Consider the following 13,599-nt stretch of genomic DNA (forward strand, 5'->3'; position numbering starts at 1 on the left):
GACTATTGTCTAATGATGCGCAATCGATGCACGTTGCGTACGTTTCACAGAGCGCAGAGTCTTCATGATGACAAGAGCGTGTCGACGAATGAACTCAGGAGGCAGAGCATTGCCAATCATCAGTGCAATCGCTTCCTTACCTGCTCTCGCAGAAAATCGATATCGCTTGGGAAAGGTCTGAAGCAACGCGGCCTCTCGCATCGTTATGGCACGGTTCTTCACCGGATGAAGGAATCTTCCCTTGGAAGGATTGAAACAGCCGCCAGTAATCGTTGGCGACACCTCATCCCAAGCCATCCTTCCGTAGATGTCTCGAAAGCCATCACTCTTCTGATGACAAGGTAGCTGCCGATCCTCCGGCAAGTCGGTCCTGCTCCCACCATTCTTAGGAATATCGCGAATTAACTGCTGGATTTTTTCACTGCGGCGCTTCTCAGGAAGATCATGCAGCGCATCTTTCGATTTTCCAGCCTCCTTCAGATTTCCGATTGCAGAGCGGACAGTTCGCACGACTCGAGCCTCGGCGGCCGCCCGCACCGCGAATCCCTTTCCGGCTAGAAGAATAAGCCGGCGCCTTCTCTGCGGAACACCGTAGCGGGCAGCATCCTTGATTTGAACATCAACCTCATAGCCGAGTTCGACAAGTTTCTGACATAGTCGCTTGAACGGCCCGTACTGGATAAGCTTGGGGACGTTTTCCATCATGATCGCCTTAGGTTCGAACGTTTTCGCGAACCTGAGCATCTGACCTACCAGATCGTTCCTACGATCTCTGTTACGTCTGTTACCATTACGCGTACGCAATGACGAAAAGCCCTGGCAAGGGGGACAACCCGCCAACAAATCCAATTGACCTTTCTTCAAGTTTAGCTCGCGCAGCAACCGCAACGGCGACACGCTCCGTATGTCGCCTTCCTTAAGTACGACATCACTATGGTTAGACCTATACGTTTCAGCAGCAAGAGGATCGACTTCAACTGCCGCCAAGACGTCAAATCCTGCCTGCTTCAGTCCAACTGTGAGTCCGCCACAGCCCGAGAAGAGATCGATTGCGGTCGCTTTGCTGGATTGTGTCTCTTGGCTTTTCATCCTCAGTTCAGACTCACAACGAAAATGCAAATGCATAGCTACCGTCGGGAAAGCGAACTTGCGGCCACCACGCCGCCTGCCCTCCTCGACTGGGTCGAATGCGTAACATGAAGAGGCCAATCTTGTCGGCGGGCACCCGACTTATTTCCCCACCATCCAAGATTCCTTGAGTCTCACGGCGACGTTCCTGAAGCCCGCGATCCCTGTCTACGTATACGTAACCGGCCTCTTCTTTTCTGACCTTAGCAAACTGCTCGATCGATGAGGCCACGGCTGTAGCATTCCAAACGTTTTCGGCTTCAGTCTCGTCCGGCCGTGTCAGCGATATGAGCTGCTTGATCGCGTCGATTGGCATCTCTGAATATGACTGGTCCCGAATAGACTCCAGCAGCTTATCGATTTTCTGAGTTTGTCCATTGACTGACTTATCGCGCAGTACCTGGGCGGGATTGTAATTGCTGCCCGCCGAATAGACGCCAACAGCGCCAGGCACTAAAATATTCCTTCTGGTTGCGCTCAATCCGCTCTCAACATAGAGGCCACGGAACTCTTCATTTGACTTCTTCGCGATTAGGTCGCGAAGCCCTTGCTCCATCTTGTTGATAGCTTTGAACACAATGTGCAGCTGACGAGGAAGAAACAGTCTAAGCAATCCAATGTCTTTCCGGCGGTATCCATACATGCGAGCGTGCTGAAGCACTGTGTCTGCTTGGGGGCGCCGCGGATGCCTTCCATAGTAACTCACTAAAAGATTCTTGATCGTTACGCCCCGACCAAGCTTATTCCCTCCGACGAAGAGGTTATAGGGAGACCTAACCTCAACATCTTCGTCAGTCTCACCGTTCACAAGCTTTACCGCAATTCCTGGTGAGAAAAACTTGATTCCCTCGACAAGCTCATCAAACGAACTGCTTCTCAGACCTTCGTGTGTTGACGCCAGATCGTCGTACGCAGCCCTCAGTCGGGCTATAATGGCCGGCCGTCCGACAGCAAGATCCCGCGCGAGTTTTGTCTTATATGTCCTCAAAAGATCCACGATATGCTTGTGGTCGCTGGTTCGCGTACTGACGTGGCACAGGAATGCGCAGTTCTGATCGGCATCTTTAGCGCGCTTGAACGTTGCGCCGATGAGGAATGTATCCAGCGCCCTGAGGAGCGATGTCGGCAGGTTTTGGGCCGGAGCAGGCTGTGGTCCGGGCGCGATAGCAGCGATATCATTCAGGTCGAACTCTCTGACAAGCTTCGATTCGTCTGAAAAGAAATCGTCTCCCCCAACGTAGTCTTTACCGGGATGGCTCAGCACCGTGAATTTTGGCCGAAAGCTGTGCCCTGTCGGCTGCAAAAACAAGGCCTGCGGAGTCGCAGTCACTTGCAAGTATGTATTCTTCGCGAAGAACGTGCGCAGCTCAGTGATTCTTTCGTTGATGGCACTTAGCGTGCCATCATCAAGACTGGCTCTGGTGTTTGGGCTCGCCTGATCTGCCTCGTCATCTATTATGAGGCAGCTTAGACCTTTGACGTTCCCCTTGTAGAAATTCTCGATCAGGGTCTTCAACAATCGTGAATTCTTTGTCGTGACAATTGCGCACGTTCCGCCCTTGATCCGCTGCAGGAAGGCATCCACGTCCTTGAATTCAGACTTGCCAATGATATCAATTCCTGGGAACGCTTCGCGTACTCGCCCCAGGGTCTGGTCATAAAGCGGGTCGCTATCCGACGTTAGGATGATAAGAGTCCGATAGCCTTCGTCAGCGCCCATTGCGCCGGTAACCGACAGGACACCTGTCTTTCCGCTTTGCACCAATCCATAAACCAACCCATTGATCTCTTCCACGCCGCCACTGAGTGGGTTGATCCACTTTTTGACTACTTCTTGCGCGGTTCTCTGGATTTCCTGAACTTCGCTATCATTGCCAATCTGCTTACGCAGTAATTTCAAAACCTGCTCACTATGCTTCATTGCTCCGTCCCATCTTCTAAAATGCGCTGCCAGGTTGAAGGCGCAACCTTGCGCTTTAGGAGTCCATCCGGGCCGCTGACTTCGTAATGCTCACCATGATCGCGGTAGCAGGCGACGTAGGCAGAAGCCGCTCGCATCGAGGCGATTGTTAAGTAGGAGCCGTAGGGGAGCGCAACGATGCCATCCGACCCGCAGACAAGACCAATTACGGTTCGTTGTTTGTGCGACATGAACGAAAGTTGTCGCTGCTCGTCTTCAGTGAATGTGAATCCCCACGGCGACCGCACCTTCGTGCTGTACTTGAGCAACACAATCATTCGTTCGTTCAGTAAGAAGAAGGGAGGGTCATACCGAATACTCTTCACACGACCCGACCTAATGATCAGGTGAAGAGCGGCCCCCTCGTAAAACTCTTGTTTTCTTATCGCCATCAATGAACGCGAATCGATCGTACGCCATGAATAATAACGTACAATTCGCGGTTGAGCGCTGCAATTAGACCTACTAACGAGCCGGGCCGTAAGAGGAGGTGATGCTGCTCTCCACATGGCAAGAACCTGCCCTAGGGGGGCTAGGCGCAGGGAAGATCGTCGGAGGAAGATGGCGCTGTAATATCAGATTTGGTAGCGGGAGAGGGACTCGAACCCCCGACCCCAGGATTATGATTCCCGTGCTCTAACCAGCTGAGCTACCCCGCCACAGGGTCGCGAACGGCGGAACGGCCGATCTCGCGAACGCGCGGCATATAAGGAAGGGGGCGACGGGAAGTCAAGCAAAGCGGGCCGCCTTTTTCCGCCCTCGCCGAGGTTGGGCCGGGACGAGCTGCCTCGTGAATACAGCTTCTTTTCAAAGGGTTCGTCATGGCCCGGGCTTGTCCCGGCCATCCACGCCTTCATTCGCGAGCCCGAGAACGTGGATGCCCGGGCTTTCGCCTCGCCGAAGCGGCTTCGGCCGCGCAGGCGGGACAAGCCCGGGCATGACGGAGCTTGGGGATGCGAAACGACCTATTTCGGCCTCACCGTGGGATCCCCGCCGGGGCTGCCGGGGGGCGGGATCACGGGGGTGTTGCCGCCGGTGTCGGGGGCCGGCGCGTGCATCTCGGGGTCGATGCCCGAGGGCGGGCAGAGCACGCCGTCGGATTTGGCCAGCTGGTCGCCGAGCAGTTCCCGGGACTGGCCGGTCGTGGTGCCGTCCGATTGACGATTCGGGCGGTCCTGCGGGGTGCAGTTGGCCGCGTGTTGCGAAGATGGCGGCGCGGTCTGTTGCGGCGGCGTCGCCGGGGCGGGCGGAGCCTGCGCGATCGCTGCGCCTGAGGCGGCGATCAGGAGGCCGGCGAGAATGATGTTTGATGTCGTGCGCATGGGAGGGAAACGCGCGCCGCGGGCGGCCTGTTCCCGGCCGGAGTGCGATGTGATCGGGGTTGGACTGCGGCAAATTTGACGAGCTTCCGCGATGGCCCTGTCATTGCCGGAGTAGCTCGCGAGATATCGCGTGCGGAGACAGCCCTCTCCCCAACCCTCCAGCGCTCGCGGGGGAGGGAGCACACCGTCTGCCTGGCTGCGCGCCAGCCTCGCCCGCTACGATTTGCGGTAGCGGATCAGCGAGAAATGGCCCATCGGCGGCATGGGGCGGCGCTCGGTGAGGGTGATGCCGCCGTGCCTGGCGGCCCAGCCCTCGAGGCGGGCCCAGGGGAATTCCGGGCGCCAGCCGAGGCGGCGGGCGATGGGGGCGAAGGCGAGCTCGAACAGCTTTCGGGGGCCGCTCTCGGCGCCGATGTGGTTGACGAGGATCAGCTCGCCGCCGGGCTTGAGCACGCGGACGAACTCGTCGAGCGTGCCTTCGGGATCGGGCACGGCCGTGATGACATATTGCGCGACCACCGCGTCGAAGAATTTGTCGGGGAAGGCGAGGTTCTTCGCATCCATCACCGAGAGCACTTCGACGTTGGAGAGGCGAAGCGCGCGCACGCGCGCCTGCGCCTTGCGCAACATCGGCTCGGAAATGTCGACGCCGCAGATCTTCGTGGTGCGCGCATAGTCGGAGAGCGAAAGCCCGGTGCCGACGCCGACGTCGAGAATGCGGCCGCCGATGCGGTCGGCCTCCGCGATGGTCGACTGCCTTCCGGCGTCGAACACCTTGCCGAACACGAGATCGTAGACCGGCGCCCAGCGGCCATAGGCCTTCTCGACCCCGGCCCGCGAGATGTCTGCTGCCATGCCCCCCTGCCCTTGCGCGAAACTCTTATTGATCAATGACGGTCATTGGTGATGCCGATCCTCGCCCCCCGCTCGGTCTGAGCCTCTCCCGCTTGCGGGAGAGGTCGACACGCTCGCAAGAGCGTGACGGGTGAGGGCTATTTCCGCTCGCGATATATCGATGGCGGAGACAGCCCTCTCCCCAACCCTCTCCCGCAAGCGGGAGAGGGAGCGCACCTCCGGTGTCGCGAGAGTGCGGTCGTATCTCATAATGATCAGCCGCGCACGACTTCCGCGAGCGGGCGCGACGTGGCCGTGCCGACCTTCGCCGCGGCGCTCTGGATGAAGCCGCCGCCGAGCACGCGGGCCTGGCCGCTGGCTGCGTCGTAGAACACGCAGGCCTGGCCGGGCGAGACGCCTTCCTCGCCGGCGACGAGTTCGACCTCGTAATGGCCATTGCCGCCGCGCAGCCAGGCCGGCTGCGGGCTGCGGGTCGAGCGCACGCGCACGAACATCTCGAGGCCGCCGCCGATCGCGCGGTCGATGTCGCCATCGCCGATCCAGTTGACGTCGCGCAAGCTGATGCGGTGCATCTTCAGCGCATCGCGCGGACCGACGACGACGCGGCGGTGCGCTGCATCCAGCCGCACCACGAACAGCGGCGAACCGGAAGCGATGCCGAGGCCGCGGCGCTGGCCGACGGTGAAATTGGCGATGCCGTTGTGCCGGCCGAGCACGCGTCCGTCGAGATCGACGATGTCGCCGGGGTCCATCGCGTTCGGACGCAGCCGCGTGATGATATCGGTGTAGCGGCCCGTCGGCACGAAGCAGATGTCCTGGCTGTCGTGCTTGTCGGCGACCGCGAGACCGAAGCGGCGCGCGAGCTCGCGCGTCTGCGGCTTGGTCATGTCGCCGAGCGGAAAGCGCAGGAAGTCGAGCTGCTCGCGCGTGGTCGCGAACAGGAAGTAGCTCTGGTCGCGGTCGGCGTCGGCCGCGCAGACCAGCGCGCGCGAGCCATTGGGCAGGCGGCGCGAGGCAACATAATGCCCTGTCGCGAGCGCCTGCGCGCCGAGCTCACGCGCGGTCTTCAGGAGGTCGCGGAACTTGACCGAGCGGTTGCACTCGACGCACGGCACCGGCGTCTCGCCGAGCGCGTAAGAGTCGGCAAAATTGTCGATGACCGACTCGCGAAAGCGGTCCTCGTAGTCGAGCACGTAATGGGGAATGCCGAGCTTGGCCGCAACATCGCGGGCGTCGTGGATGTCCTGCCCGGCGCAGCAGGCGCCCTTGCGGTGGGTCGCCGCGCCATGGTCGTAGAGCTGCAGCGTGATGCCGACGACGTCATACCCTTCCGCCTTCAGCAGCGCAGCCGTCGTCGAGGAATCGACTCCGCCCGACATGGCGACGACGACCCTGGTGTCCTCGGGACGGCCTTCGAGATCCAGACTGTTCAGCATGGGCCTTAGAGCGTTGTGACGGCGGCGTAGCGCGATCCGCGATTGCTGTGCCTTCTCGCGGGGCATCGGCGATCCCCCGGAACTATAGTTCCCGAAGGGCACGACTGCCCAAGTCGAAAGCGGCTGAGAGTAACCTCTTTAATATAGGCGGCATTCCGGTGAAGCAATCACGCGGGCAGCCAGCTTAGGGCAATTCTTGCCGGGGCGGCAGAAATGGCGGGGCCGCGGCACGTTGCCCGGCGGCGAGCCCGAACAGTCAAAACATTGATTTTGTTGTATAAATCAACATGGAGGGCGCTGGCCCGCTCCTTGCTACCCCTTGTCCGAAGTTGCTTCCAAGGGGTTGCCTGTGGTGGGTCGTACGTCAGACGTCGTGGCAAGCGTGCAAGTCCAGAGCGCGCAGCAAAAGCCTGCCCGGTCGCAGGCCCCGAAAGACACGCCCGCGAACGACGCTTTCGGCTCGCTGGTCGACAGCAACACCCAGGCGATCAGCAACAATACGCAGGCGCAGGATACTGCGCCGCGCCGGAGCGATTCCACGTCATCTTCCACCGCGTCCGACCGGAGCCCGCGCGACACCTCTTCCACGGACCAGGCTTCGCACAACAAGGCGAACGACGATACATCTGCGCCGGCGAAGAACGACAAGAGCGACGCGACCGGCGATACGGCCAAGGACGGCGGCAAGATCAAGGACAAGTCCGAGACATCGGACGCCGAATCGACGGACAAATCCGACGAGACCAAGGGCGACAAGACCGACGGCACCGACGCTCCTGCCGCCGCCGATGCGGCTGCCGCCGTGCCGACCGATGCGACGCAGCCCGCCCTGCCCGATCCGAACGCGATTGTCGTTGCCGCGCCCGTCGTTCCGGCCGATCCGAATGCGGCTGCGAGCCAGGCCGGCGATGCCGCCGCCTCGCCGCTGACGATCGCCGCAGCAGGTCTTGCCGCCAGTGCCTCCACTGCGGCGCAGATCGCCGGCAACAAGACCGATACCGCCACCGCCGGCGACAAGAGCGCCAAGGCTGCAGGCGTCGAGGTCGATGCCGACACCACGACGACGCTCGGCGAGACCGCGGCCGGCGCGAGCGAGGCGACCGCGACCGATGCAAAGGCCAATGGCGGACTGATCGCCGCCGTCAGCCAGGGCACGCCGAAGACCTCGTTCAAGGCCGCCGCAACGACGCAGGCCCAGAGCGACGTCTCAAATATCGGCCAGGACACCAGCACGGCGAACGCCGCGCAGGCTCCGGCGGTCGCGCATCCGCAGGCCGCAAAGCCGCAGGCGGATGGCGGAGCGACCGACGCCAAGGCAGGCCTCGCCGACCGAGCCGCCGATCCGGCACAAGGCGCGCCAGCCACGCATGCGCATGCGGGCACGCAGGCCACCATCGCCCCGACGGATGCCAGCGCGCAGGCCGCGTCCGCCGTGCAGGCGCCGCTGACCAACACGACCTCGGCCGCCACGGCATCGACCGCGACGCTCACCGCGACCGCGGCAACCCATGCGGCCGTGCCGATCAGCGGCGTGCCGATCGAGATCGCGGCTGCCATTCGCGCCGGCAAGTCCCGGTTCGACATCAGCCTCGACCCGGCCGAGCTCGGCCGCATCGACGTCCGCATCAATGTCGACCGCAACGGCCAGGTCACCTCGCATCTCACGGTGGAGAAGCCGGAGACGCTGTCGATGCTGAAGCAGGACGCACCGCAATTGCAGCGCGCGCTCGACGATGCAGGCTTCAAGACCGGCAGCAACGGGCTGTCCTTCAGCCTGCGCGACCAGAATTCATCGGGCCAGAATTCCGGCCAGAACAACGACAATGGCGGCAATGCCCGCCGGCTGATCGTCAGCGAGGACGAAACCGTTGCTGCCGCGCCTGTCGCCCGCGGCTACGGCCGCATGCTCGGGTCGAGCGGCGGCGTCGACATCAGAGTGTGAGGAGTATTCGAAATGGCCACCACGAATGCCGCCACCGCCCCTTCCGTCGTCTCCGGGACGACCGACATCCCGAAATCCTCCTCGTCGAACTCGTTGAGCTCGACCACCGGCTCGACGCTCGCCGGCAACTTCCAGACCTTCCTGACGCTGCTGACGACGCAGCTCCAGAACCAGAACCCGCTCGATCCGCTCGACACCAACCAGTTCACCCAGCAGCTGGTGCAGTTCGCCGGCGTCGAGCAACAGCTCAAGACCAACGATTCGCTGGCTCAGCTCGTCACCCTCCAGCAGACCACGCAGGCGACCCAGGCGCTGGGCTTCGTCGGCAGGACCGCGCTGGTCGACGGCTCGACCACGAGCATGACGAACTCGGCGGCGATCTGGCATCTCAACGTGCCGACCGACTCCACCGTCGAGATCTCGATCGCCAATTCCACCGGCCAGACCGTGTTCACCGGCAAATACACCGCCGCCGCGGGCAACGACATTCCCTTCACCTGGAACGGCATGGGCAATGACGGCACGCAATGGCCCGACGGCAAGTACACGATCTCGGCCACGGGCAAGGACGTCGCGAACAACAATGTCGGCATCGCCGCGCAGGTACAGGGCGTGGTGTCATCGGTCGACCTGACCCAGTCGCCGCCGCTGCTCACCATCGACGGTGCCAGCTACACGCTGAACCAGGTCAAGAGCATCATCGCGACAAGCGCCTATTGAGGGGAAACGCTGCAACGACAAATTCAGTGTCATCCCCGCGAAAGCGGGGATCCATAACCCCAGGAAGTCGTTTTTCGCGTGAGGCAGTAACCCCGAGTCTTCGTAAGAACTACTCCCTGGGGTTACGGGTCCCGGGCTCGCGCTACGCGCGCCCCGGGACGACGGTTGGGGCCTCGGCCGCACCGCGCTCGGGTCCGGTTCGTTAGTAAAGTATTTACCTTCTGCCCGCTTGGCCCGCCGGAATCGCGTCTCCCGCCGGCCGAGACGGCCTTGTTCCCGCAAGTTTCAACGAGAATTGTATTGAACCCTTAGGCTTAGCGGATTTTTAAGCCGCGGGGCGTAGGGTTACGGGCGTGAGTTCAGTGGTTGAGAGTTTGTGAGTACGCCATGACAGAACCCCATCGCCCGAGGGTAAAATACGTCATCGGGCCGGACGGCAGTCCGTTGACGATCGCGGATCTGCCTGCACCGGGCACGAAACGCTGGGTCATCCGCCGCAAGGCCGAAGTCGTCGCCGCCGTCCGTGGTGGACTTCTTTCCCTTGAGGAGGCCTGCAGCCGTTATACCCTGACGGTCGACGAATTCCTTTCCTGGCAGTTTTCCATCGACCAGCACGGTCTGGCGGGTCTTCGCACCACCCGCATCCAGCAATATCGCCAGTAGGCGATCCGGAAATCTGCGGCTTTTGACGAAAATCGGCCTCGCCCCGCGAGGCCGATTTTTTTCATGATGCAGTTTTGTCCGACCTCTTAACTCTCGTTAACCATATCGAAACCATCACCTAGGCAATAATTGCCCAGTCGGCCTTTCAGGTGAAAGCAGCCGAATCTGCTGGGGCGGTTGCTTGCAAGGGCTTGCGGACTTTCTGAAGAGTATCGGCGCCGCCCGGTTCGGGGCGATGATCGCGGTCACCGCCGCGCTCATCGGCTTCTTCGCCTTCGTCATCATGCGCGTCACCACGCCGCAGATGACGACGCTGTTCACGGACCTCAGCGTCGAGGATTCCTCGACCATCATCAAGGACCTGGAACGCCAGGGCATCCAGTTCGAGATCCGCAACGAGGGCTCCATCATCATGGTGCCCAAGGACAAGGTCACGCGGCTGCGCATGAAGCTCGCCGAGGGCGGCCTGCCCAAGGGCGGCGGCGTCGGCTACGAGGTGTTCGACAAGTCGGACGCACTCGGTACCACCTCCTTCGTCCAGAACATCAATCATCTCCGCGCGCTGGAAGGCGAGCTCGCCCGCACCATCCGCGCCATCGACCGCATCCAGGCCGCGCGCGTCCATCTCGTGCTGCCCGAGCGCCCGCTGTTTGCGCGCGAGGCGCCGGAGCCGTCAGCCTCGATCGTGGTCCGCGTCCGCGGCTCGCTGGAAGCCCAGCAGATCCGCGCCATCCGCCATCTCGTCGCCTCCGCCGTCAACGGGCTGAAGCCGCAACGGGTCTCGATCGTCGACGAGGCCGGCCAGCTGCTCGCCGACGGCGCGGCGACCGATCCGGAGCAGGCGGTCGGCGACGAGCGCCGCATCTCCTTCGAAAAGCGCCTGCGCAAGCAGGTCGAGGACATCGTGTCCTCCGTGGTCGGCTCGGGCCGCGCCCGCGTGCAGCTGTCGGCCGATTTCGACTTCAACAAGGTCACCCAGACCTCGGACAAGTTCGACCCCGAAGGCCGCGTGCTGCGCTCGAGCCAGACCCGCGAAGAGCAGAGCATGACCGCCGACAACAACGGCCAGGTCACAGTCAACAACGAGCTGCCCGGCAGCCAGCAGAACAACGCCGCCGCCGCCGCCAAGGACCAGAGCAAGAAGACCGAAGAGACCAACAATTACGAGATCTCCCGCACCACCAAGACCGAAGTGACCGAGGCCGGCCGGGTCAACCGCATCTCGGTCGCTGTACTGGTCGACGGCATCTACACCAAGAACGAAAAGGGCGAGCTGGCCTACCAGGACCGCACCAAGGAGCAGCTCGAGAGCATCGCCACCCTGGTGCGCTCGGCGATCGGCTTCGACCAGAAGCGCGGCGACCAGGTCGAGGTCGTGAATCTGCGCTTTGCCGACGCGCCTTCCACCGCGCCGATCGGCGAGTCCTCAGGCTTGCTCGGCATGCTCCAGTTCACCAAGGACGACGTCATGTACTTCGTCGAGCTCGGCGTGATGATGCTGCTCGGCCTGGTCGTGCTGTTCCTGGTCATCCGCCCGCTGGTCAAGCGCATCCTCGCCTCCGACGAGGTCGCCGCCGCCATCTCCGGCGTGCTGACGGGCCCCGCCGCGTCGGAAGAGGCCGCGCCGGCCTCCGGCCAGGCGCTGCTGCCGAGCGGCGCCGCCAGCGCCATCGACGTCGCCACCATCCAGGGCCAGGTCCACGCCCAGTCCGTTCATCGCGTCGGCGAGCTCGCCGAGCGCAACCCCAACGAAACCGTCGCCATCATCCGCCAGTGGCTGACCGAGCCCGCGAAATAACCCCAAGCCAAGTAGCCTTGCCAAGTAACCCTGCCAAGTGAATCAAGAAGTGATCTGAGATGGCCGCCTCCCTGCAAAACGCCAATTCGAACGACATCACCAGCGTGATCTCCACGCTGGGCCAGCGCGCCGGCAGCCGCGGGGGCAGCAAGAGCGAGGCGCTGGCCGGGCCGAAGCGTGCTGCAATCCTGATGCTGGCGCTGGGCGAGCAATATGGCGGCAAGATCTGGGGCCTGCTCGACGACGACGAGGTGCGCCAGCTCTCGCTGGAGATGTCGACGCTCGGCACCGTCGAGGTCGACACCGTCGAGGACATGCTGCTCGAATTCGTCTCGCGCATGTCGGCCTCGGGCGCGCTGATGGGCAATTTCGACGCCACCGAGCGCCTGCTCCAGCAATACCTGCCGCCGGAGCGCGTCAGCGGCATCATGGACGAGATCCGCGGCCCCGCGGGGCGCAACATGTGGGAGAAGCTCTCCAACGTGCAGGAAGAGGTTCTCGCCAACTATCTCAAGAACGAATACCCGCAGACCATCGCCGTGGTGCTGTCGAAGCTGAAGTCGGAGCACGCCGCCCGCGTGCTCGGCATCCTGCCCGAGGAGCTCGCGCTCGACGTCGTCAACCGCATGCTGAAGATGGAGGCGGTGCAGAAGGAGGTGATCGAGAGCGTGGAGAAGACGCTGCGCACCGAATTCATGTCCAACCTGTCGCAGACCCGCCGTCGCGACGCCCACGAGGTGATGGCGGAAATCTTCAACAATTTCGACCGCCAGACCGAAACCCGCTTCATCACTTCGCTGGAAGAGGACAACCGCGAATCCGCCGAGCGCATCAAGGCGCTGATGTTCACCTTCGACGACCTCGTCAAGCTCGACTCCGGCTCCGCCCAAACCCTGATGCGCAACGTCGACAAGGACAAGCTCGGCGTCGCGCTCAAGAGCGCCAACGAGGACGTCCGCAACTTCTTCTTCGGCAACATGTCCTCGCGCGCGGCCAAGATGCTCCAGGACGACATGGCGGCGATGGGACCGGTGCGCCTGCGCGACGTCGACGAGGCCCAGGCGCTTCTGGTCAACCTCGCCAAGGACCTCGCCGCCAAGGGCGAGATCATGCTGACCAAGAACCGCGCCGACGACGAGCTGGTGTACTGATGGCCGCTCCGGCAAAATTCCTGTTCGATACCGACTTCGCGGCGCCCGAGCGGGCGACGCGCGAGAAGGCCGCGACGGCAGCCGAGATCGCCCAGAAGGTCGCGGAAGCCGAGGCGCGCGCCTATCAGCAGGGCTTTGCCGCCGGCCAGCGCGAGGCCAAGGCCGAGAGCGACCGCCGCGTCGCGCTCGCCATGGAGGAGATCAACATCGCAATTCGGGGCGTCGCCTCCGGCATCGGCAGCATCGAGACCAGGATGGAGACCGAGGCGGTCGAGGTCGCGGTCGCGGTGGCGCGCAAGCTGTGCGCCGACCTGGTCGCCGCCGAGCCGCTCGGCGAGGTCATCGCGCTGGTCAAGGACTGCTTCTCGCATCTGGTCGCGACGCCGCATCTCGTCGTCCGCATCAACGATGCGCTCTACGACGCCGCGCGCGAGAAGATCGAGCGGCTCGCCAAGCAGAGCGGCTTCGAGGGCCGGCTGGTGATCCTGGCCGAGCCGGAAATTGCCACCGGCGACTGCCGGATCGAATGGGCCGATGGCGGTGTCGTGCTGGAGCGCGGCGCCATCGTGGCCAAGATCGACGAAATGGTCGGACGCTATATCGCGTCCCGCAGGGGGAGCTAAG

At 62.6% G+C, this 13,599-nt stretch carries 12 protein-coding genes and 1 tRNA gene; 6 read left to right on the top strand and 7 right to left on the bottom strand.

Going from position 1 to position 13,599, the window contains the following annotated elements:
* Positions 1–9: 9 nt before the first annotated feature.
* From ACSHT2_RS15055 to mnmA, 7 genes are all read right to left on the bottom strand, one after another.
* On the bottom strand, positions 10–1,089 hold the full coding sequence (locus ACSHT2_RS15055; protein WP_440642254.1) for a DNA cytosine methyltransferase: 1,080 nt from the start codon (positions 1,087–1,089) through the stop codon (positions 10–12).
* Between the two features lie 13 nt (positions 1,090–1,102).
* On the bottom strand, positions 1,103–3,049 hold the full coding sequence (locus tag ACSHT2_RS15060) for a Z1 domain-containing protein (RefSeq protein WP_440642255.1): 1,947 nt from the start codon (positions 3,047–3,049) through the stop codon (positions 1,103–1,105).
* Positions 3,046–3,366, bottom strand: coding sequence for a hypothetical protein (locus ACSHT2_RS15065; protein ID WP_440642256.1), 321 nt, complete (start codon positions 3,364–3,366; stop codon positions 3,046–3,048). The genes ACSHT2_RS15060 and ACSHT2_RS15065 overlap by 4 nt, the downstream gene beginning before the upstream one ends.
* Positions 3,367–3,670: 304 nt before the next feature.
* Positions 3,671–3,747: transfer RNA gene (locus ACSHT2_RS15070), tRNA-Met, on the bottom strand.
* 306 nt (positions 3,748–4,053) lie between these two features.
* Entirely contained in the window at positions 4,054–4,410 is a 357-nt protein-coding gene (locus tag ACSHT2_RS15075; protein WP_440642257.1) for a hypothetical protein, read from the bottom strand.
* A 216-nt stretch (positions 4,411–4,626) separates the two neighbouring features.
* Entirely contained in the window at positions 4,627–5,265 is a 639-nt protein-coding gene (locus ACSHT2_RS15080) for a class I SAM-dependent methyltransferase (RefSeq protein ID WP_319331465.1), read from the bottom strand.
* A gap of 254 nt (positions 5,266–5,519) precedes the next feature.
* On the bottom strand, positions 5,520–6,701 hold the full coding sequence (mnmA, locus tag ACSHT2_RS15085) for a tRNA 2-thiouridine(34) synthase MnmA (RefSeq protein WP_440642258.1): 1,182 nt from the start codon (positions 6,699–6,701) through the stop codon (positions 5,520–5,522).
* A 349-nt stretch (positions 6,702–7,050) separates the two neighbouring features.
* On the opposite strand from mnmA, the gene ACSHT2_RS15090 reads away from it, so the two are divergent.
* From ACSHT2_RS15090 to ACSHT2_RS15115, 6 genes are all read left to right on the top strand, one after another.
* Complete coding sequence (locus ACSHT2_RS15090) at positions 7,051–8,643, top strand: flagellar hook-length control protein FliK (protein WP_440642259.1); 1,593 nt, start codon at positions 7,051–7,053, stop codon at positions 8,641–8,643.
* Positions 8,644–8,655: 12 nt separating this feature from the next.
* Complete coding sequence (locus ACSHT2_RS15095) at positions 8,656–9,363, top strand: flagellar hook assembly protein FlgD (protein WP_440642260.1); 708 nt, start codon at positions 8,656–8,658, stop codon at positions 9,361–9,363.
* Positions 9,364–9,750: 387 nt separating this feature from the next.
* Positions 9,751–10,026, top strand: a complete 276-nt coding sequence (gene sciP / locus ACSHT2_RS15100) for a CtrA inhibitor SciP (protein ID WP_002714638.1) — start codon at positions 9,751–9,753, stop codon at positions 10,024–10,026.
* Between the two features lie 181 nt (positions 10,027–10,207).
* Complete coding sequence (gene fliF, locus ACSHT2_RS15105) at positions 10,208–11,824, top strand: flagellar basal-body MS-ring/collar protein FliF (RefSeq protein ID WP_440642261.1); 1,617 nt, start codon at positions 10,208–10,210, stop codon at positions 11,822–11,824.
* Positions 11,825–11,883: 59 nt separating this feature from the next.
* Positions 11,884–12,975: a flagellar motor switch protein FliG gene (fliG, locus tag ACSHT2_RS15110; protein WP_319331474.1), complete on the top strand. Its 1,092-nt coding sequence runs from the start codon at positions 11,884–11,886 to the stop codon at positions 12,973–12,975.
* Positions 12,975–13,598, top strand: a complete 624-nt coding sequence (locus ACSHT2_RS15115) for a FliH/SctL family protein (protein ID WP_440642262.1) — start codon at positions 12,975–12,977, stop codon at positions 13,596–13,598. The genes fliG and ACSHT2_RS15115 overlap by 1 nt, the downstream gene beginning before the upstream one ends.
* Position 13,599 lies beyond the last annotated feature (1 nt).

This window comes from Bradyrhizobium sp. PUT101 (assembly GCF_052043945.1).
Lineage (GTDB): Bacteria > Pseudomonadota > Alphaproteobacteria > Rhizobiales > Xanthobacteraceae > Bradyrhizobium.